Source organism: Allobosea sp. GW821-FHT09G06 (assembly GCF_059416005.1).
Genome location: NZ_JBWKOI010000001.1, coordinates 1,709,047 through 1,734,582, shown reverse-complemented (window position 1 = coordinate 1,734,582; position 25,536 = coordinate 1,709,047). Strand labels below are relative to the sequence as shown.

Here is a 25,536-nt window from a genome sequence, read left to right as displayed (position 1 = left end):
CGCCTCAGCGAGGCATCAATTCAGCGATGTCAAGGAAAGGTCGTGGTGGGTGATGTAGGGCTCGAACCTACGACCCGCTGATTAAGAGTCAGCTGCTCTACCAACTGAGCTAATCACCCATACGCCACGAAGCGCCGCCGGTCAGCGGCGTCAGCCGCGTCAGGCAGGGGGCGTGTAGCAAAGGCCCCGCCCCCTGTCCACCCATCTGTGACAGTTTTTTCAAACGCGGCGAAAAAGGCTTCGCCGCGCTGTGGATTGTCAGGCCGTACGGCGGTTCAGCAGGTGATAGAGGATGATCGCGCCGAAGGTCGCCGTGCCGATTCCGCCGAGCTCGAAGCCGAAGATCGGCAGCTTCAGGTCGCCGGCGCCGAGAATCAGCGCGGTCGCGACGGTGATCAGGTTCTTCGGCTCGGAGAAGTCGACCTTGTTCTCGACCCAGATCCGGCCGGCGGTCGCGGCGATCAGGCCGAAGACCACGACGGCGAGGCCGCCAAGCACCGCGACAGGGATCGTGCCGATCACCGCGCCGAACTTCGGCGAGAAGCCGAGCACCAGTGCGATGACGCCGGCCGCGACGAAGACCAGCGTCGAATAGACCCGCGTCACCGCCATCACGCCCATGTTCTCGGCATAGGTGGTGACGCCCGTGCCGCCGCCCGAGCCGGCGATCATGGTGCCGAGACCGTCTGCGATGAAGCCGCGGCCGATCAGGTGGTCGAAATTGCGGCCGGTCATCACCGCGATGCCTTTGATATGGCCGAGATTCTCAGCGACCAGGATGATCGCGACCGGCACGATCAGCGTCATCGCCTTCATGTCGAAGACCGGCGCCACGAATTTCGGCATGCCGAACCAGGCGGCCGCGCCGATCTTGCCGAAATCGATCGTCGGCGCGCCGAAGCTCGACGCGGTCACGGCATAGAGGATGTAGGCGGCAAGCCCGCCGATCAGCACCGGCAGGCGCTGCGGCAACCCGCGCCCATAGACGGCGATCAGCGCCACCGCCACCACCGTGAACAGCGCGATCCACTTGGTATAGGCGCTGGCCGAGATCATGCCGATCGCGACCGCCGTCAGGTTGAGGCCGATCGCGGCCACCACGGCGCCCGTGACGACTGGCGGCAACAGCTTCTCGATCCAGGCCGTACCGACGCCCTGCACGATCAGGCCGATCAGGGCATAGACCGCGCCGCAGGCGATGATGCCGCCGAGCGCCACGCCGATATTCGCGTTGGGGCCGGAGCCGGCATAGCCGGTCGCGGCGATGACGACGCCGATGAAGGCGAAGGACGAGCCGAGATAGCTCGGCAACTGCCCGCGCGTGATCACGAAGAACAGCAGGGTCGCGATGCCCGAGAAGAAGATCGCGACATTCGGATCGAAGCCCATCAGCACCGGGGCCAGCACCGTCGCGCCGAACATGGCGACGACATGCTGCAAGCCGGCGATGAGCGTCTGCCCGGTCGGCAGCCGCTCGTCCGGCATCACGACGCCGGAAGTCTTCAAGGTCCAGTTCGGAAAATAGCCCATCGGCATCGCGCTCCCCAGGGTCGCCGGGGGAGCGACCGCACCGGACGTGCAGATGAAAGCAAAAAGCGAGCCGGCGCCAGATCGCGCCGGCGTCATCCACCGGAATCGGAGGGCGGCAGCTGTGCGCAATCAGTGTAGGGATAGCGCTGTCATCCCGTGCGCGCTGCGGCATGGAATGCCGCTGCGCAGACACGGGACCGTTTTCAGGAAGAGGCGCCCTTGCGGAAGCCGTGAGATAGCGCGCCCTACTCGTCACGCGGTCCCGTGTCTGCGCCGCAGCGTTTCACGCTGCAGCGCGCACGGGATGACGCGCTTCCTTTGACGCGCCCTTCCCTCTTACTCCGCCGCCTGCGCGTGCAGGCGCCCGCCGCGGGCGATCAGCTTGTTCAGCGCGGCGAGATAGGCCCTGGTCGAGGCGACCAGCGTGTCCGGATCGGCGCCGCGGCCGGTCACAGACGAACCGTCGCGCGCGAGCCTGACCGTCACCTCGGCCTGCGCATCGGTGCCCTCGGTCACGGCATGGACGTCGTAGAGCTCCAGCGTCACCTCATGCGGCACGATCGCCTTGATCGCGTTGAAGATCGCGTCGATCGGCCCGTTGCCCTCGACCTCCTCGGTGACATGCTTGCCGTCGACATCGAGCTTCATCGTGGCGCGCTGCGGGCCGCGCGTGCCGGCGATCACCGTCAGCGATTCCAGCTTGATGCGGTCATGGGCGGTGGCGATGTTCTCGTCGACCAGCGCCTCGATATCCTCGTCGTAGACATGCTTCTTGCGGTCGGCCAGCGCCTTGAAGCGGGTGAAGGCGTCTTCCAGCTGGTTGTCGCCCAGCTCGTAGCCCATCTCCTTCAGCTTCGAGCGGAAGGCGGCGCGGCCGGAATGCTTGCCCATCACCAGCGAGGTCTTGGTCACGCCGACCGATTCCGGCGTCATGATCTCGTAGGTGGTGTTGTTCTTCAGCATGCCGTCCTGGTGGATGCCGCTCTCATGCGCGAAGGCGTTCCGGCCGACGATCGCCTTGTTGTACTGCACCGGGAAGGAGCAGGCAGTCGAAACGGCCTTGGAGATGCGCATCAATTGCGTCGCATCGATGCCGGTATCGTAGGGCATCGCGTCGCCGCGCACGCGCAGCGCCATCACGATCTCCTCCAGCGCGGCATTGCCGGCGCGCTCGCCGATGCCGTTGACCGTGCACTCGACCTGCCGGACGCCGCCCTCGATCGCCGCCAGCGAATTGGCGACGGCCAAGCCCAGGTCGTTATGGCAATGCGCCGAAAAGATCGCCTTGTCGGCGTTCGGCACGCGCTCGCGCACCGCCTTGAACATGGCGCGATACTCGTCCGGCGTGGCATAGCCCACCGTATCAGGCAGGTTGATCGTGGTCGCACCGGCCCGGATCGCAGCTTCGACCGTGCGGCAGAGATAGTCGATCGGGGTGCGGGTCGCGTCCATCGCCGACCACTCGACATCCTCGACCAGGTTGCGCGCCTGCGTCACCGTCGCGGTGATGATCTCCAGCACCTGCTCCTGCGTCTTGCGCATCTGGTGCTCCAGATGGATCGGCGAGGTCGAGACGAAGGTGTGGATGCGCGGCTTCACCGCATGGCGCACCGCCTCGCCGGCCCGGGCGATGTCGGCGCTGATGGCGCGGGCGAGGCCCGCGACGGTCGCGCGCTTCAGGCGGCGCGCGATCTCGGATACCGCCTCGAAATCACCCTCGGACGCGATCGGGAAGCCGGCTTCGATGATATCGACGCCCATCGCGTCGAGCGCGTCCGCAATCTCCAGCTTCTCCTCGAAGGTCATGGTGGCGCCGGGGCACTGCTCGCCGTCGCGCAAGGTGGTGTCGAAGATCAGGACGCGGTCTTTTGCGGAGCCGGACTGGGTCGGGTTGGTCATGGGTCTGCTTCCGGGTGTCGGCGCGCCGCGGAATTTTGGGAAAGGCGGGCGCTGGGTTTTCTGTCGGCGGTTCTCGTCAGTCCCCTGAGCGCCCAGGCAGCATGCCCGGCCGGCCCTCAGGGGCGGCTAAGGAGAAGAAGGCCAAGAAGCGAGAACGGAGCGCGGGCGCGCATGCCGACGACCTGCGCAGCGGCGCAGTCCTTCGTCAGGTCATGGCGGGCGGTCGAAACCACGGGCGTTCCTCAAATCGACGGGACAGGATGTAACCGAAGCACGGGGCTCAACGCAAGCATATGTCGCATGCCGATTTGAATTAAGAACGGACGACCCCTGTGAATTAGGATGACGCCGCGCGATTCGGCCGGCGGTCGCGCAAGATTGGGGACCGGCATGAATGTCGGAGCGCCGCGCCATGATGCGCTATGACCGGCCGGTCATCGGCCTCGCCTTCTGCCTGTCGGGCCTTGCCGGTTTCGTCGATGCGCTCGGCTTCCTCAGCCTCGGCGGCTTCTTCGTCTCCTTCATGAGCGGCAACACCACCCGTTTCGCCATCGAGCTCGCCGGCCGCCATGCCGGCGGCATCCTGCTCGCCGCGACGATCCTCGGGCTCTTCGTGCTCGGTGTGGTCGGCGGCTCGCTGGCCGGACATTTTGCCGGGCGCCAGCGCAAGGCGGCCGTGCTCGCCTTCGTCACGCTCGCCCTGCTGATCTCGGCCGGCCTCGATTCGATCGGGCTCGGCATCGCCGGCGCCGGCGTGCTCGCCATCGCGATGGGTGCCGAGAACAGCGTCTTCCAGCGCGACGGCGAGGTCACGATCGGCCTGACCTACATGACCGGCACGCTGGTGAAGATGGGCCAGCGCATTGCCGGCGCCCTGCTCGGCGGGCCGAAGCTCGCCTTCCTGCGCCATTTCGTGCTCTGGCTCGGCCTGCTCAGCGGCGCGATCGCGGGTGCCGTCGCGCATGGCCGCATCGGGCTCGACGCGATCTGGCTGGCGGCAGGTGCCGCCGCGCTCTTCACCCTCGTCGCGCTCTTCATGCCCGAACGCGACTGACGGGCCGCTTTGCCGCGCCCGAGGAATCGGTCATGCTCCCGCGCAAACTAGCCGGAGCCTTACCGATGCGCGCCTCAACCATCCTCGTCCCGGCCTTCGCCGCGCTCCTGCTCTCCGCCTGCCAGACGCCGTCCGGAAGCCCGCCGCCGGCACCGGCACCGTCGCAGGCTGCCCCGGGCGTCACGCCGAACACCTTCCGCATGCCCGCGGGCACCGGCTGTTCCGGGGAGGTCGAGCGCTTCCAGGCGGTGATCGACAACGACCTCGCCACCGGCCACACCACCAAGGGCGTGCATGACCGGGTCAGCGGCGAGATTTCGCGCGCCCGCTCAGCCTGCTCCGCCGGCAACGATGCCGGCGCGACCGGCCAGATCCGCGCGGCCAAGGCGAAGTTCGGTTATCCCGGCTGAACTAGGCTCGTCATGCTCGGGCTCGACCCGAGCATCTCGGAAACCAGTGGCTTCTTGTCCAGAGATTCTCGGGTCGAAGCACAGCTTCGCCCGAGAATGACGGCGACGTTCAGGCCGCCAGGCCCCGCTTCTCCAGCAGCGCATCCGGCGTCGGCAGGCGGCCGCGGAAGAGCGTATAGGCCTCGGCCGCATCGCGCGTATCGCCGGCCGAATAGATGTAGCGCTTCAGCTTCTCCGCGACGGCGGGCGAGAACACGTCGCCCGTCTCGGTGAAGGCGTTGAAGGCATCGGCATCCATCACCTCCGACCAGAGATAGCTGTAATAGCCGGCCGAATAGCCGTCACCCGAGAAGACATGGGTGAAATGCGGCGTGCGGTGCCGCATGGTGATCTCGGCGGGCATGCCGATGCGGGCAAGCTCCGCCGCCTCAAAGGCAAGCGGATTGACCTCCGCCGGCGCCTCCAGCGAGTGGAAGGCGAGATCGACCAGCGCCGAGGAGGTATACTCCACCGTGGCGAAGCCCTGGTTGAAGGTCTGCGCGGTCTCGATCTTCTCGATCAGGGCCTCAGGGATAGGCTCGCCCGTCTCGGCATGGCGGCAATATTCGCGCATCACCTCGCGCGTCATGAACCAATGCTCGTAGAGCTGCGACGGCAGCTCTACGAAATCGCGCGCCACCGAGGTACCGGCGAGCGAGCCATAGGTCACGTCCGAGAGCAGCCCGTGCAAGGCATGGCCGAACTCGTGGAACAGCGTGCGGGCATCGTCGAGCGAGAGCAGCGCGGGCTTGCCCTCGGCGGGCTTCGCGAAATTGCAGACATTGACGATGATCGGCCGGGTCTCGCCGTCGAGCTTGCGCTGGCCGCGGAAGGCGCTCATCCAGGCGCCGGAGCGCTTCGAGGCACGGGCGAAATAATCGCCGACGAACAGGCCGATATGGCGCCCGCTCGCCGTCTCCGTCACCTCGAAGATGCGGACATCCGGGTGATAGCCCTTGAGTTCCGGCCGCTCCGCGAAGGACAGCCCGAACAGCTTGCCGGCGACGTCGAAGGACGCCTGCCGGATGCGGTCGAGCTGGAGATATTGCTTCAGCACGGCCTCATCGAGCGCATAGGTCTTCTGCCGGACTTTCTCGGCATAGTGGCGCCAATCCCAGGGGCGGATCGGGCCGTTCTCGCCCTCGCTCTGCGCCAGCGCCGCGAGATCAGCCGCCTCGCGCGCCGCGCGCGCCTTGGCCGGCTTCCAGACCAGCTCCAGCAGTCCCCGCACATGCTCCGGCGTCTTCGCCATGGCGTCGTCGAGCTTGAAATGCGCGAAGGTCGGATAGCCCAGCAGCTTCGCCTTCTCGGCCCTGAGCTTCACCATCTCGGCGACGATGGCGCGGTTATCGCTCTCCCCGCCGTTCTCACCGCGCTTGCTCCAGGCAATGAAGGCTTCCTCGCGCAGGTCGCGGCGGGTCGAGAAGGTCAGGAAAGGCTCGATGATCGAGCGCGACAGCGTCACGGCATGCTGGCCGGGCTTGCCGCGATCGGCGGCGGCACGCGCCATCGCCGCCTTCACGAAATCCGGCAGGCCGGCGAGGCCCGCCTCGTCCGCGATGAACAGCGCATAGGAGGATTCGTCCTTCAGCACGTTCTGGCTGAACTGCGTGCCGAGCCCCGCCAGCCGCTCGTTGATCGCGGCAAGCCGCTTCTTGTCCTCGGCATTGAGTTTCGCGCCCGAGCGGATGAAGCCTTTGTAGCTGCGCTCCAGGAGGCGGGCCTGCTCGGGGCTCAGGCCGAGCGCATCGCGCCTGGCATTGACCGCATCGACGCGGGCGAACAGCCCCTCATCCATCATGATCGCCGACCAGTGCCGCGAGGTGATCGGCGACATCTCGCGCTCGATCGCCTGCAAGGCCTCGTTCGTATCGGCGCCTGTCAGGTTGTAGAAGACGCCGCCGACACGGCTGAGCGCCCGCCCTGCCCGCTCCAGCGCCTCGATCGTATTGGCGAAATCGGGCGCGGCCTTCTCAGTGACAATCGCCGCGATCTCAGCCTTGTGCTTGGCGAGCGCCGCCTCGAAAGCCGGGCGGATATGCTCCGGCCTGATCGCCGCGAAGGGCGGAAGCCGGAACGGCGTCTCCCAGCGCGTAGCGAAGGGATTTTCGGCCGGCAAGGGCAAGGCCTCTGGATACTTGGCTTCGGGATAGGCGGTCTCGGCAGAGCTCATCGGATCACTTTCGCGAAACAGGCAGGGTCACTTGCCGTCGAAGATATGTGCGAGATAGCGGCGCATGAAGGGCGGCATGTCGTGCTTTTCGGTCTCGGTGAGATCGCGCACGATCACGATGTCGGAGAGTTCCTCCTCTTCGAGGTTCTTCATCCGCTCCAGCATCAAGGCGCGCGCTTCATCGGCCGGCAGGTCGATCCTGACCTCGCGCATGAAGGCGATGCGGCCCTGCTCGATCAGCGCCGTCCAGCCTTCGCCGACCGCCAGTTCCTCGGCGCGCAGGCCCGTCTCCTCGCCGAGTTCGCGGGTGACGCTGCCGGCGAGATCGAGCGTGCCGTCGGGGCGGGCATCCTCACGATCGGGCGTACCAGCGGCGAAATAGACCTTGCCGGCATTGGCGGTGTGGTCGCCCATCTTGCCGCAGAGAAAGGCGCCGTCATTGGCCCTGAGCGCAGCCATGGCGAAGCCGTTGCGGATGACGGGGCCGGGATGGCCGACATCGCGCCAGGTCATGAAGGCGGCATAGTCCGTCTCGAAATAACCCGCCTCGAACACGCCGTCGCGGATCGCGGCGCGGTGCTGCAGCATGACACGGCCGTTGAACATCGTGGGCTTGCCGGCGCTGATCTCGGCCCAATGCGCCGCGATCTTCTCAGCGTTCTCGCGCGCGAAGGTCCAGTCATAGGGCTCGACCAGGGCATCGACCCGCGACAGCCGGACGATCGAGCCGTTCTCGACGTCATCGCTCACAACAGCACGCCCTCGCTGACCACGATCGCCGAACCGCCGATCCGAGCAGAGACCAGCGCACCGCCGCGCACGCTCAGCTCCAGCGCGATCTGCGAAGGCCGGCCCATCTCGTAGCCCTGCTCGACGACGAGGCGGTGGTCGCCATCCTCCGGCTTGTCATAGGCCATGATCGCGCCGGCAAAGGCCGCAACCGCCGAGCCCGTCGCCGGGTCCTCGACGACGCCGGCGCCCGGCCAGAACATGCGGGCGTGGTAGTGATGCCCGACCTCGGCGGTCTCGCGGCAATAGACGAAGGCATTGCCGTTCGGCGTCGCGGCCATCACCCGTTCGAAGGCACCGGCGACCTTCGCCCTGGCGACCGCCTCGCGGCTCGTGACAGGCACGGTCGTATAGGCGACGCCGGCCGAGAAGGCGCTTGGCCGATGCGCGTCGAAGCCGAGATCGGCCAAGTCGAGCCCGAGCGCTTCCGCCAGTTGCGCATCAGCAACCGGCAGATCGAGCGGCTCCGGCAGGCGCGGCAGGGTGAAGGTGGCGTGGCCGGCATGGCTGCCCTTGATCGCGACAGCGCAGGAGACCGGCCCGACCTTCTCCTCCAGCACCAGCATGTCGGCAGGCTTGCCCTCGGCCTCGTCGGTGAGCGCGAGCCAGACCGCCGTGCCGACCGTCGGATGGCCGGCAAAGGGCAGTTCGCCACCCGGCGTAAAGATGCGGATCGCGGCGCGATGCTCCGGCTTCTCCGGCGGCGCGACGAAAACCGTCTCGGAGAGATTGAACTCCCGGGCGATCGCCTGCATCGCCTCGGTGTCGAGCCCCTCCGACTGGAGCACCACGGCCAGCGGGTTGCCGGCATGGCGGCGCGTGGTGAAGACGTCGAGCGTGACGAAGCGGCGTTTCATCGATGCGTCCTTGGGGATCAGCCTTCGGGGATGTCGAGTTCGACGGTGAGCGGGCAATGGTCGGAGGCCTTGGGCCTATCCCAGCCGGCGCGCGGATAGCGGTTCGCGCAGGTCGCAAGCGTCGCCATCGAGCGGTCCGGCTCGCGCGGATCGAGCGGCACCCGGTAAGGCAGGCCACGGCGGATCATCTGCATGGCAGGCCTCGGGTTCGCCGCCGCCAAGGCAGGCGAGAGCAGGATGTGGTCGAGCGGCATATGGCTGTCGACCAGCCGCTCCTGGCTCTCCGACCAGTAGCGCCGGAAATGCGTCCAGCGCTCATGCACCGGCAGCGTGTCCATGGGATCGACCGCGAAATCGTCGAGCAGCGGCTCGATGCCGCTATTGCCCTCATCGACGACTTCGGCACGGGGCCCGAGCCCGTAGCGGTAGCCGTTGAGATCGCCGAGCACGATCCAGTTGGTCTCGCGCCAGCCGCCGCCGAAGCGCTGCTGGACCAGCCAGCGCACGGCGCGCGCCTCGGCGCGGCGCACCGGCAGTGTCGCGGTGCGCCCATCCTCGCGGCCGTTGTTCATCGACTTGAGATGGCAGCCGAACAGGCTGAGGCGCCGCCCATTGAGGCTCAGCTCCACCTCCAGGCAATCGCGCGCGAAGACCTTGGCCTGCGGCCCGATGCCGAGCATGGCGAGCTCGCGATCATGCACGCCGGCCTGCGCGAAGGTCAGGTCCTTGTGCGAGCGCACCGTGACCTGCCCCGGCCCGAACAGATCTTTCCGCGCCGCGAAGCCGATATCGATGTTGCGGCGGTCATTGCCGTCGATCAGCGTGAAATGGCCGTAGCGATGGTCGGCGATGCGGTGGACGTAATTGGCGAAGAAGGCCTGCAGGCTCGCCAGCGAATCGACCTCCTGCAGCATCCAGAGATCGGCCTGCGCCTCGGCGATGGCGAGCGCCGTCATCTGGCGCTTGTCGTCTTCCAGCGCGACGGCAAGCGAGCGCTCCACGGCGTCGCGCTCATCGGCACGCGGGAAATGGAACAGCGACATCGCAGCCGCCGTCTCGGTGCGCCCGCCCGGCTCGAAGCGGTGGCGCGTCAGCAGGTTCTCGACATTGAAGGTGCCGACGCGCAGCTTCATCGTCGGACGCTCAGATCGCTTCCGGCGCGAAGACCTGCGAGGGCGTGACGAACTCGTCCTGCGCCGCCACCGTCAGGATCTCGCGCGACCCCGCCTCCTTCGTCCGCTTCAGCAAACCGTAGATCGAGGAGGCCGCCTTCGACAGCGCAGCCGACGCCGATTCCTCGCGCAGGTAATGGGTGAAGAACAGGGCCGCGATCGCATCACCCGCGCCGTTGACACTGACATCGAGCTTGGGCGTGCGCACCCGCCAGCTGCCCTTGGCATCGGCCGCCATCAGGTCGATCGAGTCGCCCGGCGTCTCCTCGGTCTCAAGCGAGGTCACCATCACGACCTTCGGGCCGGCATCGCGCAGCGCCTCGACCGCCCGATGCGCATCGGCGAGGGTCTTGATCTCGACATCGGTCAGCAATTCTAGCTCGAACTGGTTCGGCGTCACGATATCGGCGGCCGGCACGGCCTGCTCGCGCATGAATTCAGGGATGCCCGGCCGCACGAAGACGCCGCGGCCGACATCGCCGATGACGGGATCGCAGCAATACAGCGCCTTCGGATTGGCGGCGCGCACCCGCTCCACCGCCGAGAGGATGGCATGGCCGATATCGGCCGAGCCCATATAGCCGGAGATGACGCCGTCGCAGCTCCCGAGCACGCCGCGCTCGGCGATGCCGTCCATCACCTCGTCGATCATGCCGCCGTCGAAGACGCGGCCCTTCCAGCTGCCATAGCCCGTATGGTTCGAGAACTGCACCGTATGGATCGGCCAGACATCGACACCGAGCCGCTGCATCGGAAAGGTCGCGGAGGCATTGCCCACATGGCCATAGGCGACATGAGACTGGATCGAGAGAATATTCATGGTCCGAAGCGATACCCCGTTCGCGGTGGGACCGCGAACCTAACGGCTCCCGCGCGGGGCGCAAATCGAAAGCGGTGAAGCGACCTATCGCTAACGCGCGGCGGCTATTCCCGCGGCGCGACATTGGCCATCGTCGTGGTCAGGACATAGCGCAGGCCCTCGGGCCGGTAGTCCAATTCGACCTCACCCTGGAATTTCTGCGCCATGACGCGCTCGACCAGCCGCGAGCCAAAACCCTGCCGCCGCGGCTTGGCGACAGGCGGCCCGCCGCTCTCGATCCACTCGAAGCGGAACGCATCCTCGCTCTGGGGCCGGCCGACACTCCAGCGGATCGAGACCTCGCCGGTCTCGACCGAAAGCGCACCATACTTCACCGCATTGGTCGCCAGTTCGTTGGCGGCGAGCGCCAGCGTCATCGCCTGGTCGGCCGTCAATTGCAGCGGCGGCCCTTCGACCCGGATCGTGCCGATATCCGAGCGATGCGGCGCCAGCGCGCCGTCGATCACGGCGCGGATCGGCGCGCTGCTCCAGCTCGACCGGGTCAGGATGCTGTGCGCCTCGCCGAGCGTCGCGATACGGTCGCTGAGGATGGACTGCGCCTCCTCCAGCGTCTCGGCCGAACGGAAGGTCTGGCTGGCGATCGCAGCGATCATCGCCAGCGTGTTCTTCATGCGGTGCGCGAGTTCGGCATTGAGCAGGCGGCCGTTGCGCTCGGCCTGCATCTTGCCGGTCGTCTCCATCACCGTGTCGATCACGCCGAGCACGCGGCCGGTCTCGTCGCGGATCGGGCTGTAGCAGAACGTGAACCAGGTCTCTTCCGGATGGCCGTAGCGGTCGATGGTGAGCGGAAAATCCTCGATGAAGATCGCCTCGCCCGCGAAGGCGTTGTCGACCAGCGGGCCGATATCGTCCCAGACCTCGGCCCAGACGTCGCGGAACGAACGGCCGAGCGCACAAGGCTTGTCGCCGAGGATCGGTCGGAAGGCATCGTTATGGATCGTAATCAGGTCCGCGCCCCAGACGATGCATTTGGGAAAGCGCGAATTGACCATCATGCCGACGGCGATCTTCAGCGCGGCGGGCCAGCCGGCGATCGGCCCCAGCGACGTCGCGCTCCAGTCATGATCACGGATGGCAGCGGCCATGTCGCCGCCACCATCCAGAAAGGCGTCTTCGCCGCTCACGTATTTTCCCCAGCGCGAATCGGCGCAGCATGCACGGAACGCAGAACGGGCGCGACGTCAAAAGACAGGCGCCGCATTCGCGCCCACAATCAGGAGCCGGAGGCAGCCTTCTTGGCGAAACCGTCGAGGAAGGTCTTCGACAGGTCGACATTCGAGTTGGTCAGCTCGGGGTCGAGCAGCTTGAGCGAGTCGTACATGCTCTTCATCGCATCCGGGGTCGAGATGCCGGTGCGCGAATAGCTCTCCTGCGAGTTCTTGACCGCCTGGAGATAGAGCGGCTTGTCGCCGAGCAGGTACTCTTCCGGCACCAGCGCCGCGACATCCTCGGGCTTCGCCGTCTCCAACCACTTCAGCGACTTCATCAGGGCATTGACCAGCTTCTGGGTCGTGACCGGGTTCTTCTCGGCGAAGTCGTTCTTGAGATAGAGCACGGCCGCCGGGTTCGAGCCGCCGAACAGGCCCTTGGTGCCGGCCTCGGTGCGGGTGTCGATCAGCGAGACGATGTCGCCATCGGCCTCGAGCTTCGAGGTGACGGGATCGAGATGCGAGATCACGTCGATCTGCTTCTGCTTGATCGCCGCGATCGCGCTCGCACCGGCGCCGACACCGATGATCGCGGCATCCGTGGCCTTCAGCCCCGCCTTGACCATGGCGTATTGCGCCGTCAGCGCCGTCGAGGAGCCGGGAGCCGTGACGCCGATCTTGAGGCCCTTGAAGTCCGCCGCGGACTTCACCTTGTCGGCGAGGTCCTTGCGCACGGCGATGGTGATCGCCGGGAAGCGCCCGAGTTCGATCACGGCGCGGATGTCCTGGCCCTTCGCCTGCATGCGAATGGTGTGCTCATAGGCACCGGTCACGACATCGACCGAGCCGCCGACCAGCGCCTGCAGTGACTTGGCGCCACCGCCGAAATCGTTGATCTCGACGTCCAGCCCCTGCTCCTTGAAGAAGCCCTTCTTCTCCGCGACCGTGAGCGGGAGGTAATAGAGCAACTGCTTGCCGCCGACGCCGAGCGTGAGCTTCGGCTTCTCGGCATTCTGGGCGAAGGCCGGGGCGGTCAAAGCCGCCAGCGCGAGGCCGGCCGCCAGCATCAGGTGTCTGCGGTTCATCGGGGTTCCTTCCCTGCGGATTGCTTTGTTCTGAAAGCCTTCTTGCAGGCAGTTGTAGTGAGTAGCCCGCGACCCGCCAACCCCGCCTTGCGTATGGGCCGGGCGTCTCAGTGCAGGATGCGGCTGGTATAGAGCGCGACCGCGAAACAGGCTGCGGCGATCCCCAGCAGGGCCCAGCTCGCGCGCGTCGGATTCTCCAGCGCCGCCTCGGAAGGGTTGGCAGGGTCGTAATGCACCTCGACCTTCGCCCCGACCGGATAGCGCCCGACCACCCTGTCCGCGATGGCGCGGGAGCCGGACACGACCAGCCCGACCGCGACCTGCCGGCTGGCATAGCTTTGGCCAGCTACCTCGTAGCGATACTCCACGATCGGCACATAGGTGCGGCGCGTCGGGCCGGAATCCAGCGAACCGCGCTCCTCGACCCGGCTCTCGACGATCTCGCCCGGGACCACCGGCCAGGCATTGGCGCGCTTGAGGCGGCGCCGATAGGCCAGGAAGAAAGCGAGCGCCGCAAGGCCGATGCCCGCTGCGAACAGCGTGACCGTCACATCCGCATCCGGCGCAACCGACCGCAGGGCGGCCGGCCCGAACGCAAAGGCCCAGTAGATACCGGCGGCGATCACCCCGAAGAACGCCAGCACCCCGCCGCAACCCTTGACGATGCCCTTCGGCGCGTCGCGCTCCAGCACGTTGCTGTCGGGATCGGCGGGGTCGTAATAGACCGTCACCGTCGCCCCGACCGGGTAGCGCTTCAGCGCCTCGTCGGCGAAAGGGCCGCTGATATTGCCAAGGCTGACGCGCGTGCCCTGATAGTTCCGGCCCCGCACCGAGAAACTATAGGCGACATCCGGCACGTTCTCGGTCGTACCGATGGTGCTGCCGGCCGGCGGGCTGCGGCTCGCCATGCGCGAGCGGGTGATCCGGCCCTGCACCTGCGCCCAGCCCTTCGCCTGCCGCACCTTGAGGAAGCCGTTGACGATCAGCGCGATCAGCATCACTGCCATCGGCAGGAAGATCAGCGCGACGACGCCGAAGGTCGAGTTCGCGAAAGGCAGGCGCTCCTTCCAGCTATCCGGCAATTCGGAGATGATGAAAAGGAGCGCGATCGAGGCGATGACCGCGATGATCGCCCAGACCGGCGGCTCGCCCCGCGCCTCGGCCGCCTGCTTGCCGGACGCCTTGCGCTGCCAGGCACGCTCTTCGCGCCAACCGGTCTCGCCGCGCAGATAAGCCAGCAGAACCGCCTTCAGCACCGCCGCATCGACAGTGTCGTCAGCCTCGAAACGGTTCTCGCCGTCGTGATAGGTCAGGCGGAACCGCCCCTTGCCCTTGGCGAAGGCTTCGATATCCCCGTCATCATCCGCAAGATTGACGAACCAGCCGGCCTCGCCGCGACAGCCATCGACCGCCGCGATGACATCCGCCGGCTTGGGAGATTCGATGATGCGGTCATTGACGTCGAGTTCCATGACCCGCCCCCGCCACGCTTGATCGCGGGGCGGAGCATGATCCTGCCCGGCCCCGCTAGCAAGCGGAGATGACGTTAGGTCGTCGTCGTCGAACTCTGTCCGGGTCGCCAGACCAAGAGCCGCTTCTCGATCAACGTCACCAGCGAGTCGATCGCAATGACGAAGATCGCCAGGATCAGCATGCCCGAGAACACGCCGGTGACGTCGAACACGCTCTCGGCCTCATGGATCTTGTAGCCGAGCCCGGCCGAGGACCCGAGATATTCGCCGACGACAGCACCGACCAGCGCGAAGCCGACCGAGGTGTGCAACGAGGAGAACATCCAGGTCAGCGCGGACGGCCAATAGACATGCTTGAAGAGCTGGCGCTCGTTCATGCCGAGCATGCGGGCATTGGCCAGGATCGTCGGCGAAACCTCGCGCACGCCCTGGTAGACGTTGAAGAAGACGATGAAGAAGACGAGCGTGAAACCGAGCGCCACCTTCGACCAGATGCCCAAGCCGAACCAGAGCGCGAAGATCGGCGCCAGCACGACGCGCGGCAGGGCGTTCGCCGCCTTGATATAGGGGTCGAACACCGCCGAGAGCAGTTCGCGCCGCGCGAAGGCGAAGCCGAACAGGATGCCGGCGAGCGAGCCGATGACGAAGGCCAGCACCGTCTCGGTCAGCGTAATGCCGAGATGCCAGTAGATATCGGCACTGGTCAGCTGCTTGAAGGTGCGCGTCAGCACCGCGACCGGCGTCGAGAAGAAGAACTGCATCGTCTTGACGTCGCCGAACAGGCTCGTGGTCGTCACGACATGCCAGACCAGCAGAAAGGCCAGCATCACCAGGATCTGGAGCGAAAGAAGCTTCACGCGCTTCATGACGCGTCTCCCCCGACGAGCTCGCGCCCCTCGCCCATCGCATAGGCCTTCTGGACCTCGACGCGCAGCGAGGCCCAGATGTCGCGATGGATTTCGTGGAAGGCCTTCTCCAGCCGGATATCGGCGATGTCGCGCGGGCGCGGCAGGTCGACCTTGTAATCGGCGACGATCCCCGCCGCCGGCCCCGCCGACATGACCACGACCCGGTCCGAGAGCGCGATCGCCTCCTCGAGATCATGGGTCACGAACATCAGCGCCTTGCGGTCGCGCGACCAGAGATCGAGCAGGAGATTGCCCATGATCTGCCGGGTCTGCGCGTCGAGCGGCCCGAAGGGCTCGTCCATCAGCAGGATCTCGGGATTGCGGATCAGCATCTGCGCGAGGCTGACGCGCTTGCGCTGCCCGCCCGAGAGCATATGCGGATAGCGGTCGACGAAGGTGCGCAAGCCGACGCGGCCGAGCCATTCGCGCGCCCGCTGGTCGGCCTCGTGGCTTGGCACGCCCATCGGCTCCAGCGCGACCTTGACGTTCTCCAGCGCCGTCTTCCACGGCATCAGCGCATCCTGCTGGAAGAGATAGCCGGCGCGCCGGTTCAGCCCCGAGAGCGGCTTGCCGAAGATGCCGACCGTGCCGGCCGAAGGCGTGAGCAGGCCTGCCGCCGCATTCAGCAGCGTGGACTTGCCGCAGCCGGTAGGCCCGACGATCGAGACGAACTCGCCCGGATGGACCTTGAGGTCGATGCCTTTCACCGCCTGATAGCGGCCGCCATCGGCGAGATGGAAGGTGATGTCGATGCCGCCGAGCGCCACCGCCGGATTATCAGACGAAACCGCCCCCGTGCCCGCATGCGCCTGCGGGCGATCCTGCAACTCCATGAAATCCGTTTCCCCGTCGGGCTCAAGGCTGGTGCCTGGCCGTCAGCTTTTTTCACGTTGCCGGAATTAATAGGCGATCATCCGGGGAAGGCAACGCCCCGCCCTGCGGCGGCCCGTCGCTTGCATCGCTCCATCGACACGGCCATATGGCGGGACCGACCCGACCCCGCTGGAGCCGAGCCGAACGCCATGGCCGAACTGGAACAAGCCATGAAGGCGCTCGTCGACTTCATGCAAACCCATCAGCAATGGGCGATCCCGATCGTCTTCGCGGTCGCCTTCGCCGAATGCGTCGCGATTCTCTCCTGGCTGGTGCCAGCGACCGTGTTCTTCACCACATTCGGCGCCGTCGCCGGCGCTTCCGGCCTCAATCTCGTGCCGCTCGCTCTGGCGGCCTCGCTCGGCGCAGGCAGCGGCTTCTGGGTATCCTATGTCGCGGGCGTCCATCTGGGCCCCCGCGTCCACGATTACTGGCCGTTCCGGAACAATCCGCAATTGCTCGATCGCGGCCATGCCTTCTTCGAGAAATGGGGCATCGCCAGCATCCTGATCGGCCATTTCTTCGGGCCGCTGCGTGCCGTCATCGCCATCGTCGCCGGCATCGTCGCGATGCCGTTCTGGGCCTTCCAGCTCGCCAACTGGCTGGCCTCCTTCGCCTGGGGCTTCGGCCTGCTCTATGCGGTCGGCCGCTTCAGCGAATTCCTCGCACGCTGAGCGACCACCGAGGTCGGGGCGCTTCGGCAAAGTAAAATGCCGGCCGCATGACGCGGCCGGCATCGGCTGGTCGCTCAGCCTGCGCTACTTTGCGCCGAGGCCGCCTCGGCCTCACGCAGCGCCTGGGCGCAGTCGTCGCAACAGACCTCGACGGTATTGCCGCCGATCGTCACCTGGACCGTGTTCTCGTCGAGTTCGCAATCACAGGCTGCACAGGTTCCGCTCATGGCTTGGTCTCCTTGATCCGGGCCGGTCAATCGGCCGCCCCGAGACAGACCACGCCGCGAAAGGCGCCGCTGTCGGATTCTTTAGCGATCCGCTCGGGGCGGCTCGGGCTGCCTGCGCTGAGGCCGCGCAGGATGTCCTCGACGCGCTCTCCGCCCGCCAATCCGCGCCGCTCCTCGGCCCGCAGCGCGATGATCGCGGTCGGATCGCCGAAATAGCGAGCGGCCGAAGCATCGCGCAGGTCGCTGCCGCGCAAGCCGAGATCGCGCAGATCGTGCTCGCTCAATTCACAAAGCCTGCTGAAATCGCGGCGGGCCTGCAGCCAGCTTTCAATGCCGCCGACGAGCCTGCCCAGAGCCAGAAATGCAGTGGCGGCAGGCTTGGCCGCCCCGATGATGAAGCTGATCACGATGTGTCTCCCTGGTCAGAAGCGATGACCTGAGGAAACACCAGGGGACTGACAGCTGCTGTCGGAATCTTTCGCGACCTGTGACAGCTGATGTCAGCGGAGATGCAGCGATCGCTGGAACTCTGCCGGGCTGCGGCCGTAGGCCTGACGGAAGGTGGCGCTGAAATGGCTGTGGCTGGAAAAGCCCAGCTCCAGCCCGAGCTGGGTGAGGTCGTCGCACGCGCCCAGCAGATCGAGCGCGCGGCCGAGCCGCAGGCGCAACTGATAGCGATAGAGTGGCATCCCCTCGACCTGGCTGAAGACCTGCGTCAGATAGACCGGCGAAACGCCGACCTCGTCGGCGATCTCCGCGAGCGTCCAGCGTCGGGCGAGATCGCTCGCAATCACCAGCTTCGCACGGTCGACGAGCTTGCGCCGCCCCGCAGAGCCGCTCACGCCGTGTGAGGTCCTTTCGCCGAAGACTCGTCGCACGAGCGTGAGGACAAGAGTTTCGGCCTCGAGCGTTTCGGCCACGCCGCGATGCAGGCTGTGCCGCAGCAGCGCGACGAGAGCCTGGGCGCGCGGATCGATCCGTCGCCGCTGCATCGCGAGGGCGTTCGTGCCCCGCTGGAGCAATTCGGCCGGCACCAGCTCGTGCAGGACAGCCTCGTCCAGCTGCAGATCGAGACAGGCGTCGCCGCCGGCCACGGGGTGGCTGACCTGATAGCCCTCGTAGGGATTGAAACAGAGCAGCTGATTGCTCTCCGCGACCACATCCTCGCGGCCGACATGGCGGACGAACAGACCGCGATACGGAAAGACCAGATGCGTCCTGTGCGTGCACTCCTCGTCGCTGCGATGCCGACACTCGCCAGAGCAGACCACATCCCGAACGACGGCGATCTTGCTGTCGAGAAGATTGCTGATCGAGAATTCCGCCATGGCCGTCTCCCCGGAGCCTCGCCTCGCGACAGGTAAAGCCCTTACGACAATCGAAAGGCGATGATTGTCAGCAGCGCTGAAAGGCTTGGCCTGAGGCCGCCGGAAACCTGACTGGCCGGTGAACGCCGCATTCGGAAATCGTTCAAACCGAAAGGCGCTTCTTCATGTCGTCGCATCGCGGCACACCCCAACGGTGAAGCCCGGCGCGACACGCTGAACGGCCCCGTGCCGCCAGCGTCGTCCGACGGAGGGACCCGGCCCCCGGCGGATGCGATGATCCGGGCCGACCCGCGAGGTCCCAGTCATGACGATGTCACGTTTCCTGATCCCCCTCGTCGCGCTTGCCGCCATGGGCGGCCAGGCCTTCGCCCAGACCGCGACGCAGGCTCCCGCCACCCCGGCCAAGCCGGCCGCGCCCGTGACAGTGCCCGCCGCCCCGGCAGCGCAAGCCGCACCCGCCGCGAAGCCCGCAACCCCGGCTGCCGCCACGCCCGCAGCGGCCCAGGCCAAGAAGATCAACATCAATACCGCGACCGCAGCCGAGCTCGACACGCTCAAGGGCATCGGCGAGGCCCGCTCCAAGAAGATCATCGAGGAGCGCGGCAAGGCGAAGTTCAAGGATTTCGCCGACCTCGTGAAGCGCGGCACCCTGCCCTCGAATGTCGAGGCCGAGATCAAGGACAAGGTCACCTTCTGATCGGTCCCCGCCTGTAAAAAAGCCTCCGGCGCCAAGCGCCGGAGGCTTCCTCCGGTTTCATCTTTCAATGCGGTGCCTCAGGCCAGGCCGAGGACCACAGCCAGCATCATCGCCAGCGACAGCGCCATCACGACGCGGATGCCGACCGGCGTTTCAAGAATGCGTAAGAGTTCCATCACGGCCTCCCCTGTGGCGGGCAAACACGAACGGCTTCGCAAAACTCACGTTCAGTAGATGGTCGCCTCGATCACGATCCAGGCGATCGTCACCATGACGAGCCCTCCGATCAGGACCATCAGGACCGGCCGGTCGAGAAAGCCCTGCCGCGCCTCGACAGGTGTTTCCACCGCCGGATCGGCATCGCTGTGATCATCGGCCCGCATCGGCGGAATCGGATCGCCGCCGCGCAATTGCTCGGGGTCCTGAACCGGCACTCTGGGTCGCGTATCGACCGTCATGACCGTCTCCCTTGGTCTGTCGCAGGCCTTTCCGGCCATGCACCGCAAGGAAAACGCCCGGGCGCGCGGAGGGTTCCAGCCGGCGCCGCAACGAAAGCGGGCGGCAGCCTCTCGGCCACCGCCCGCAAACAGGAAAATCAAATTATATCAATCGACTGCAGGATATTCTGGAATCAGGTCCGGAACATCTTGAATCAATCTGGGAAGCGGCTTCCCCTCCCGTCATTCTCGGGCGCTGCACGGCAGCGACCCGAGAATCTCCAACCGGAAAGAGCGCCTCTCCGTCCTGAGATGCTCGGGTCAAGCCCGAGCATGACGGAGCTTGGAAGAACTCAGTTCTTGGTCTTGTCGACCAGAGCCTTGGCCTTGATCCACGGCATCATGTCGCGGAGCTTGGCGCCGACTTCCTCGATCGGATGGGCGGCGTAGCGGGCGCGGGTCGCCTTGAACGAGGTCTGGTTGACCTTGTTCTCGAGCATCCAGTCGCGGGTGAACTTGCCCGACTGGATGTCGGTCAGGACGCGCTTCATCTCGGCCTTGGTCTCGGCGGTGATGATCCGCGGGCCGGTGACGTACTCGCCGTACTCGGCCGTGTTCGAGATCGAGTAGTTCATGTTGGCGATGCCGCCTTCGTAGATCAGGTCCACGATCAGCTTCACCTCGTGGAGGCACTCGAAATAGGCCATCTCGGGGGCATAGCCCGCCTCGGTCAGCGTCTCGTAGCCGGCCTTGATCAGCTCGACCAGGCCGCCGCAGAGCACGACCTGCTCGCCGAAGAGATCGGTCTCGCACTCTTCCTTGAAGGTGGTCTCGATGATGCCGGCGCGGCCGCCGCCATTGGCCGAGGCGTAGGACAGGCCGAGGTCATGGGCGTTGCCGGTCGCGTCCTGATGGATCGCGATCAGCGTCGGCACGCCGCCGCCGCGCTGATACTCGGAGCGGACGGTGTGGCCGGGGCCCTTCGGGGCGACCATCAGCACGTCGAGGTCCTTGCGCGGCTCGATCAGGTTGAAATGAACGTTGAGGCCGTGCGCGAAGAGCAGCGCGGCGCCTTCCTTCATGTTGGCATGCAGCTCGTCGCGATAGATGTCGCCCTGCAGCTCGTCCGGGGTCAGCATCATCATGATGTCCGAGACCTTGGCGGCCTCCGACGGGGTCATCACCTTGAAGCCGGCCTCTTCGGCCTTCTTGCGCGTCGCCGAACCTGCCTTGAGCGCAATGATGACGTCCTTGACGCCGGAATCGCGCAGGTTCAGCGCGTGGGCGTGGCCCTGCGAGCCGTAGCCGACGATGCAGACCTTCTTGCCCTTGATCAGGTTGATGTCGGCATCACGATCGTAATAAACGCGCATGGGTGTCTCCTTTGTCACGCGTTGGACTTGTCCCGGCCCGAGGCCTTCAGCCCCGCGCCGTAGAGGGTGAGAAACTGCTCGGTCGCCCGCTCGGCGTCCGTGGCGATCTCGGCCCGGCTCAGCGTCAGCGTGTCGCCGAGCAGGAGCCGGATCTGGACGTCGCGGCCGGCGAGGCCGAAGAAGGTGCGGAAGGCCGTCTCGGTATCGTCGAAGGCGAGCAGACCCGCCTCGCGCCCGGCATCGAGCACCGGCTTCAGGCGCTCACCGATGGCGAAGCGGCCATTGGCCAGCACGATCGAGCCGAGATTGCCGTCGCGCGAGGCCGCCTGGCTGATGCCGATACGGTTGAGCGCGATCGAGGTCGGCGAGGTGATCACCTCCAGCCAGTTTGCAGCAAAACCCTTCAGGCTCTCGCGCAGCGCGCCGGCATCGAGATTCTGCCGGTCGAAATTGCCCGCCCTCACCTTCGAGGCCTGCCATTGCACGGTCGCGGTGAGCAAACCGTCGCGGTCGCCGAACCACTTGTAGAGCGTCTCCTTGGAGCAGCTCGCGCGCCGCGCCACCGCGGTCATGGTGAGACCACTACCCTTCTCGACCATCAGGCTCAGCACGGCATCGAGCACGGCCTGCTGGCGCGCTGTCAGCGCCTCGCCTTGCGTCTCTGCGGAGCCTTGCGTCATGGGCGGAAGAAATCCAGTACCGTACGTTACGGTTCAGGCATCTATCGCAGCGACGGGCAGCCCGCAAGCGTTATTCGCAACTGGCGCATGGCCGAAGAAGAATTATCTCTGGGCGATCGGATATCGAGGAACGGAGCCCTTCATGACCCTGCCCAGCGCCCATGCCGTCGTCAGCTTCTGGCGCGAGGCCGGCCCGGAGAAATGGTTCGCCAAGGACGAGGCTTTCGATGCCGAGATCATCAGGCGCTTCCTCCCGGCCCATGAGGCCGCAGCAGCCGGACAACTCGCTGATTGGGAGGATACCCCGGAAGGCGTCTATGCGCTGCTGATCCTGCTCGACCAGTTCCCGCGCAACATGTTTCGCGGCAGCCCGCGCGCCTTCGCCACCGACGCGCAAGCGGTCGAGATCGCCGAGCGCGCGATCGCGAGAGGGTTCGACGAGACCTACCGGCCGCCGGAGAAGCGCTTCTTCTACATGCCCTTCATGCACTCGGAAGGGCTCGCCGATCAGGAGCGTTGCATCGAACTCTGCGCCGCCGCCGATGACGCGGACGGCGTGAAATATGCCGAGATCCACCGCGACATCATCCGCGATTTTGGCCGCTTCCCGCACCGCAACCCGGTTCTCGGCCGCAAGACCACAGCGCAGGAAAAGGCCTTCCTCGACGAAGGCGGCTTCAGCGGCTGAAGGATCGCGACGGCCGTCAGGCCGTCACCTCCCGATGCGCCTGCGCCATGTCGGCGAGGCTCTTGAAGTGGAAATCGACGCTCGGCCGCTTCTCGGGGACCTGCGTCGCGCCGCTTCCCGCCTTGTCGAAGCGCCGGTCGATCCAGGCTCGCGCCAGCCCGGCCTTCTGTGCCGGCACATGGTCGTGGAACAGGCTCTGCGCGGTATGCAGCACCTCATGCGCGGCGAGCCCGAGATCGGCCGCGAGATGCTCCAGCAGGAAGGCGAAGTTGCGCGGATCGGGCTTGTAGGAGCCGATATCCTCGGCGGTGTAGATGCCGTCGAAAGTCACGCCGAGCTTCCGGTTGCTGGCGGCGAAGCTCTGGCGGTCGACATTGGACAGGATCACGAGCTTGTAGTGCCGCTTGAGATAGGCGAGCGCCTCGGCTGAATCGGGAAAGGCCGGCCAGTCCGGCACCGAGGCGCCGAAACGCTCGTTGAGATCGGCATGGATGCGCACGCCTAAATCCCGGGCGAAGCGGGCATGCACCGCGGCCAGCAGCGTCGGATAGCGCAGGGAGGGCGTCGCCTCCTCCTGCTCGGTCTCATAGCGGGCGAAACGGGCGAGCGCGTCCTCCCGCTCCAGCGCGATCCCGCCAGCGCTCAACAGCGGCTGCAAGGCGTTCCAGATGCCGGTCTCCCAGTCGATCAGGGTGCCGTAGCAATCGAATGTCAGGACTTTGAAATCGGTCAGCTTCATGGCCGGGCGCTCCTCAAGTGGTCATCGCGAGCGCTCAAGCTAGCCAACACCGGCGCTGCCGTGATGAGGCGAAGCTCCGAACGGCTTGACCGAAACTGCGATGCCGGGTCAGGCCCCTGCCGGATTACGGTTCGCGGCGCGGAAATCGCTCGGCGTCAGGCCGAAGCGGCGCTTGAACTGCCGGTTGAAGGATGCGGCGTTCTGGTAGCCTAGATCATAAGCGATCTCCGAAACCGGCGCGGCCGTCGTCGCCAGCCTCTCGGCGGCGCGCTCGAACAGGCGCTGAAGCTGCAACTGCTTGGGCGAGCGGCCCATGGTCGCCCTGAACAGCGCGTGGAACTGGCTCTGCCCAAGCCCGGCCATCCGGGCCATCTGCGCGACGCCTGTGACCTGCCCCGCTTCGGCCACATCCAGCACGCGCCGCTCCGCGCGCGACCAGGGCTGCGGCCGCTCGCCCGGCTCGACCAGATGCAGCGCCGTCATCGCCATGCGCGCGGCGGCCCCGCTCGGGCAGGCCCCGGTTTCAACCTCGGCTCCGAGCTGGCGGAACATCCGCCACAGCCAGGGCGCGATCGGCAGGAGCGAAGGCTCCGCGCTGTTGAGCAAGGCCGGCTGCGCCTCGCTACCAAGGCCCGCCACGTCGACATCGAGGATGAACATGCTGCAATCGCTACTCGGCTCGAAGCCGTGCTCGCAATGCCGTGGGATCAGGGCGACACAGTTATGGGAGACGACGCCCCGGCGTCCTTCGACATCCAGCCGCATGGCGCCCTGCATCGGCAACAGGATCTGGCTGAAATTGTGATGATGCCGATCGCCACCGCGATAGCTGCGGACCTCAAGCTGGATCGACATCGGCCGCCCTCCTCACCAAGTCATGCGCGCCCATGCCTCGCGAGGCAAGGCGGCATGATTCAGGCGGCGGGTCAGCCGCCCGCGACCTGCTGGCTCGCGATGCGCTGCAGGAAGATCGCCGCGATCGTCAAAAGGAACCCGGCCCACCACAGTGGCGAGCGCAGGCTCTTGCCGCTGCCGAGCGGCTCGACCTGCCCCTTGCCGGAAAGCCGCATCATGATCGGCCAGGCGAAGCAGGCCAAACCGGCAATGCCGAGGAAAAGCGCGATATGTTCGAGGCTCGGTGTCGTCATGCCCTTACGCTCGCAAATGCTGGCTTCGCCGGGAAGGCCGGTCCCAGTTTCAGGGTCTGTAGGGGATCGCCATACAGCCCCGCGACGAGCAGGGCCAGTTGCCTGTCGATGCCTGGCAGACGCGCCAAAGGCGGCACGAGCCGGTCACGCAGCAGCGGCAGCAACCGGCTGTCGGATTGGTAGAACGGCGTGAACAGGCGGCTCGCCGCCTGATAGAGCCGGACATGGAATCGCCGTAGCTGCGCATAACGCTCCAACGCGTCGGCGATATCCGCAGCCTCGTTCACCGCCATCGCCAGCGCATAGGCATCGAGCAAACCCATATTGGCGCCCTGCCCGAGCTGCGGGCTGGTCGAATGGGCGGCATCCCCGATGAAGGCGAGCCCGCGCCCGGCCGGGACCGGCAAGGTGTGGTGCCGATAGGAAGCCAGCAGCAATTGTTCGGGCGCGGCGATGCTCTCAAGCATCGGCGCTGTCTGCGGCCAGTGACGGAGCACGTCCACCTTCCACGCATCCAGACCGCGCGCCTGCCATTGCGCATGCTCGGCCGGCTTCAGGCTCCAGAAGAAGGAAGCGAGCAGCGTCTCGTTGTCATGCTGCCGGCCGATCGGCAGCACGCCGACCATCACGCTCGCCCGATGATAGCGCTGCTCCAGCGCATGCGGATCGAACCCCGCCGCCAATGGCGCATTGGCCCAGATCGCGCCATAAGCCAGCGGGCGCTGCCGCACCGGCCGCAAGGCCCGGCCGATCAGGGGCGAGCGCGCGCCCGTGGCATCGATCACGAGGTCGAAGGGCCCGAGCTTCCGCCCGTTATCCAGGACGAGCGAGACATTGCCGCCGCTGCCGCTCTCGACATCCGTGATCTCGCAGCCGGTCTCCACCGCGATCCCGCGCGCCGACACGGCTGCGAACAGCGCCTCGAACAGGCTGCCGCGATGAATGCCGAGGCCGAAGGCGTCGGGGCCGAGCGCCGCGTAGCGCACATCGAGCACGACGGAACCTGTGGCCGCGCCGAGCCCATAGAGCCGGTCGAGCCTGCTGCCGCGCGCGATCAGCGCATCGGCAAGGCCGAGTTCGCGCAAAACGGCGAGCCCGGTCGGCTGCAGGATCAGGCCGGACCCGAGCGGCTGCGGCGTCGCGAAGCGCTCGACCAGCGTCACGCGATGCCCGGCGCGCTCCAGCAGGAGCGCAGCCGAGAGCCCTGCCGGCCCGCAACCGGCAATCGCGATCTCGTAGCGGCGCGTCACCGGCAG

Annotated in this window: 27 protein-coding genes and 1 tRNA gene; 5 read left to right on the top strand and 23 right to left on the bottom strand. The window is 66.5% G+C overall.

Translation table 11 applies throughout. The annotated features are described in order from the left end of the window. Window positions 1-43: 43 nt before the first annotated feature. The 3 genes from AC07NY_RS08530 to AC07NY_RS08520 all read right to left on the bottom strand — a co-directional run bounded on the left by AC07NY_RS08530 (window position 44) and on the right by AC07NY_RS08520 (window position 3,429). Window positions 44-119, bottom strand: a tRNA-Lys gene (locus tag AC07NY_RS08530). A gap of 139 nt (window positions 120-258) precedes the next feature. Further along, window positions 259-1,536 carry a solute carrier family 23 protein gene (locus tag AC07NY_RS08525; RefSeq protein WP_492287220.1) on the bottom strand — a complete coding sequence of 426 codons (1,278 nt, stop codon included), beginning with the start codon at window positions 1,534-1,536 and terminating at the stop codon, window positions 259-261. Between the two features lie 330 nt (window positions 1,537-1,866). Beyond that, a complete protein-coding gene (locus AC07NY_RS08520; protein WP_494583226.1) occupies window positions 1,867-3,429 on the bottom strand; it encodes a 2-isopropylmalate synthase in 1,563 nt (520 codons plus the stop codon). A gap of 394 nt (window positions 3,430-3,823) precedes the next feature. Between AC07NY_RS08520 and AC07NY_RS08515 the strand changes: the two genes are divergently transcribed. Both AC07NY_RS08515 and AC07NY_RS08510 read left to right on the top strand, forming a co-directional pair. Then, a complete protein-coding gene (locus AC07NY_RS08515; RefSeq protein WP_494583224.1) occupies window positions 3,824-4,483 on the top strand; it encodes a YoaK family protein in 660 nt (219 codons plus the stop codon). A gap of 65 nt (window positions 4,484-4,548) precedes the next feature. After that, a complete protein-coding gene (locus tag AC07NY_RS08510; RefSeq protein WP_494583222.1) occupies window positions 4,549-4,893 on the top strand; it encodes a hypothetical protein in 345 nt (114 codons plus the stop codon). Between the two features lie 109 nt (window positions 4,894-5,002). Here AC07NY_RS08510 and AC07NY_RS08505 read toward each other — a convergent pair whose 3' ends face one another. The 10 genes from AC07NY_RS08505 to AC07NY_RS08460 all read right to left on the bottom strand — a co-directional run bounded on the left by AC07NY_RS08505 (window position 5,003) and on the right by AC07NY_RS08460 (window position 16,249). Continuing rightward, window positions 5,003-7,105 carry a M3 family metallopeptidase gene (locus AC07NY_RS08505; RefSeq protein WP_494583220.1) on the bottom strand — a complete coding sequence of 701 codons (2,103 nt, stop codon included), beginning with the start codon at window positions 7,103-7,105 and terminating at the stop codon, window positions 5,003-5,005. Window positions 7,106-7,132: 27 nt separating this feature from the next. After that, window positions 7,133-7,855: an NUDIX hydrolase gene (locus tag AC07NY_RS08500; protein ID WP_494583218.1), complete on the bottom strand. Its 723-nt coding sequence runs from the start codon at window positions 7,853-7,855 to the stop codon at window positions 7,133-7,135. After that, window positions 7,852-8,751, bottom strand: a complete 900-nt coding sequence (locus AC07NY_RS08495) for a PhzF family phenazine biosynthesis protein (protein ID WP_494583216.1) — start codon at window positions 8,749-8,751, stop codon at window positions 7,852-7,854. Before AC07NY_RS08495 ends, AC07NY_RS08500 begins: the two co-directional genes overlap by 4 nt. Before the next feature lie 17 nt (window positions 8,752-8,768). After that, complete coding sequence (locus AC07NY_RS08490; protein WP_494583215.1) at window positions 8,769-9,884, bottom strand: endonuclease/exonuclease/phosphatase family protein; 1,116 nt, start codon at window positions 9,882-9,884, stop codon at window positions 8,769-8,771. A gap of 10 nt (window positions 9,885-9,894) precedes the next feature. After that, window positions 9,895-10,743 carry a pyridoxal kinase PdxY gene (pdxY, locus tag AC07NY_RS08485; protein WP_494583213.1) on the bottom strand — a complete coding sequence of 283 codons (849 nt, stop codon included), beginning with the start codon at window positions 10,741-10,743 and terminating at the stop codon, window positions 9,895-9,897. A 104-nt stretch (window positions 10,744-10,847) separates the two neighbouring features. Further along, a complete protein-coding gene (locus AC07NY_RS08480; protein WP_494583211.1) occupies window positions 10,848-11,927 on the bottom strand; it encodes a sensor histidine kinase in 1,080 nt (359 codons plus the stop codon). Between the two features lie 89 nt (window positions 11,928-12,016). After that, window positions 12,017-13,036, bottom strand: coding sequence for an ABC transporter substrate-binding protein (locus AC07NY_RS08475; protein ID WP_494583209.1), 1,020 nt, complete (start codon window positions 13,034-13,036; stop codon window positions 12,017-12,019). 107 nt (window positions 13,037-13,143) lie between these two features. Beyond that, entirely contained in the window at window positions 13,144-14,508 is a 1,365-nt protein-coding gene (locus tag AC07NY_RS08470; protein WP_494583207.1) for a DUF3592 domain-containing protein, read from the bottom strand. A gap of 74 nt (window positions 14,509-14,582) precedes the next feature. Beyond that, the gene (locus AC07NY_RS08465) at window positions 14,583-15,374 is read right to left on the bottom strand and encodes an ABC transporter permease (RefSeq protein WP_336811451.1); all 792 of its coding nucleotides are present in this window, start codon (window positions 15,372-15,374) and stop codon (window positions 14,583-14,585) included. Further along, window positions 15,371-16,249 (bottom strand): ABC transporter ATP-binding protein, encoded by an 879-nt coding sequence (locus AC07NY_RS08460; protein ID WP_494583205.1) that lies wholly within the window; start codon window positions 16,247-16,249, stop codon window positions 15,371-15,373. The genes AC07NY_RS08465 and AC07NY_RS08460 overlap by 4 nt, the downstream gene beginning before the upstream one ends. 189 nt (window positions 16,250-16,438) lie before the next feature. On the opposite strand from AC07NY_RS08460, the gene AC07NY_RS08455 reads away from it, so the two are divergent. Then, window positions 16,439-16,963: a DedA family protein gene (locus AC07NY_RS08455; protein ID WP_494583203.1), complete on the top strand. Its 525-nt coding sequence runs from the start codon at window positions 16,439-16,441 to the stop codon at window positions 16,961-16,963. A 74-nt stretch (window positions 16,964-17,037) separates the two neighbouring features. Here the strand turns inward: AC07NY_RS08455 and AC07NY_RS08450 are convergent, their stop codons facing one another. The 3 genes from AC07NY_RS08450 to AC07NY_RS08440 form a co-directional block, all read right to left on the bottom strand. Continuing rightward, window positions 17,038-17,190, bottom strand: coding sequence for a hypothetical protein (locus AC07NY_RS08450; RefSeq protein ID WP_494583201.1), 153 nt, complete (start codon window positions 17,188-17,190; stop codon window positions 17,038-17,040). Between the two features lie 26 nt (window positions 17,191-17,216). Then, entirely contained in the window at window positions 17,217-17,597 is a 381-nt protein-coding gene (locus AC07NY_RS08445) for a DUF1127 domain-containing protein (protein WP_494583199.1), read from the bottom strand. Window positions 17,598-17,690: 93 nt separating this feature from the next. Then, entirely contained in the window at window positions 17,691-18,518 is an 828-nt protein-coding gene (locus AC07NY_RS08440; RefSeq protein WP_494583198.1) for a helix-turn-helix transcriptional regulator, read from the bottom strand. Window positions 18,519-18,822: 304 nt separating this feature from the next. On the opposite strand from AC07NY_RS08440, the gene AC07NY_RS08435 reads away from it, so the two are divergent. After that, window positions 18,823-19,215 carry a ComEA family DNA-binding protein gene (locus AC07NY_RS08435; protein WP_494583196.1) on the top strand — a complete coding sequence of 131 codons (393 nt, stop codon included), beginning with the start codon at window positions 18,823-18,825 and terminating at the stop codon, window positions 19,213-19,215. Window positions 19,216-19,442: 227 nt separating this feature from the next. On the opposite strand, the gene AC07NY_RS08430 is transcribed toward AC07NY_RS08435, so the two are convergent. The 3 genes from AC07NY_RS08430 to AC07NY_RS08420 form a co-directional block, all read right to left on the bottom strand. Next, complete coding sequence (locus tag AC07NY_RS08430; RefSeq protein WP_492287202.1) at window positions 19,443-19,673, bottom strand: hypothetical protein; 231 nt, start codon at window positions 19,671-19,673, stop codon at window positions 19,443-19,445. Window positions 19,674-20,005: 332 nt separating this feature from the next. Continuing rightward, a complete protein-coding gene (gene ilvC, locus AC07NY_RS08425; protein ID WP_100963369.1) occupies window positions 20,006-21,025 on the bottom strand; it encodes a ketol-acid reductoisomerase in 1,020 nt (339 codons plus the stop codon). Window positions 21,026-21,039: 14 nt separating this feature from the next. Then, a complete protein-coding gene (locus AC07NY_RS08420) occupies window positions 21,040-21,705 on the bottom strand; it encodes a TetR/AcrR family transcriptional regulator C-terminal domain-containing protein (RefSeq protein WP_494583193.1) in 666 nt (221 codons plus the stop codon). A 142-nt stretch (window positions 21,706-21,847) separates the two neighbouring features. Here AC07NY_RS08420 and AC07NY_RS08415 point away from each other — a divergent pair, with 142 nt between their 5' ends. Beyond that, window positions 21,848-22,393: a DUF924 family protein gene (locus tag AC07NY_RS08415; protein WP_494583191.1), complete on the top strand. Its 546-nt coding sequence runs from the start codon at window positions 21,848-21,850 to the stop codon at window positions 22,391-22,393. Window positions 22,394-22,409: 16 nt separating this feature from the next. Here the strand turns inward: AC07NY_RS08415 and AC07NY_RS08410 are convergent, their stop codons facing one another. From AC07NY_RS08410 to AC07NY_RS08395, 4 genes are all read right to left on the bottom strand, one after another. After that, on the bottom strand, window positions 22,410-23,132 hold the full coding sequence (locus AC07NY_RS08410; RefSeq protein WP_494583190.1) for a haloacid dehalogenase type II: 723 nt from the start codon (window positions 23,130-23,132) through the stop codon (window positions 22,410-22,412). A 108-nt stretch (window positions 23,133-23,240) separates the two neighbouring features. After that, window positions 23,241-23,987, bottom strand: coding sequence for a helix-turn-helix domain-containing protein (locus AC07NY_RS08405; protein WP_494583189.1), 747 nt, complete (start codon window positions 23,985-23,987; stop codon window positions 23,241-23,243). Window positions 23,988-24,058: 71 nt separating this feature from the next. Continuing rightward, window positions 24,059-24,280: a hypothetical protein gene (locus AC07NY_RS08400; protein WP_492287197.1), complete on the bottom strand. Its 222-nt coding sequence runs from the start codon at window positions 24,278-24,280 to the stop codon at window positions 24,059-24,061. After that, window positions 24,277-25,530 carry an FAD-dependent oxidoreductase gene (locus AC07NY_RS08395; RefSeq protein WP_494583187.1) on the bottom strand — a complete coding sequence of 418 codons (1,254 nt, stop codon included), beginning with the start codon at window positions 25,528-25,530 and terminating at the stop codon, window positions 24,277-24,279. The genes AC07NY_RS08400 and AC07NY_RS08395 overlap by 4 nt, the downstream gene beginning before the upstream one ends. Window positions 25,531-25,536 lie beyond the last annotated feature (6 nt).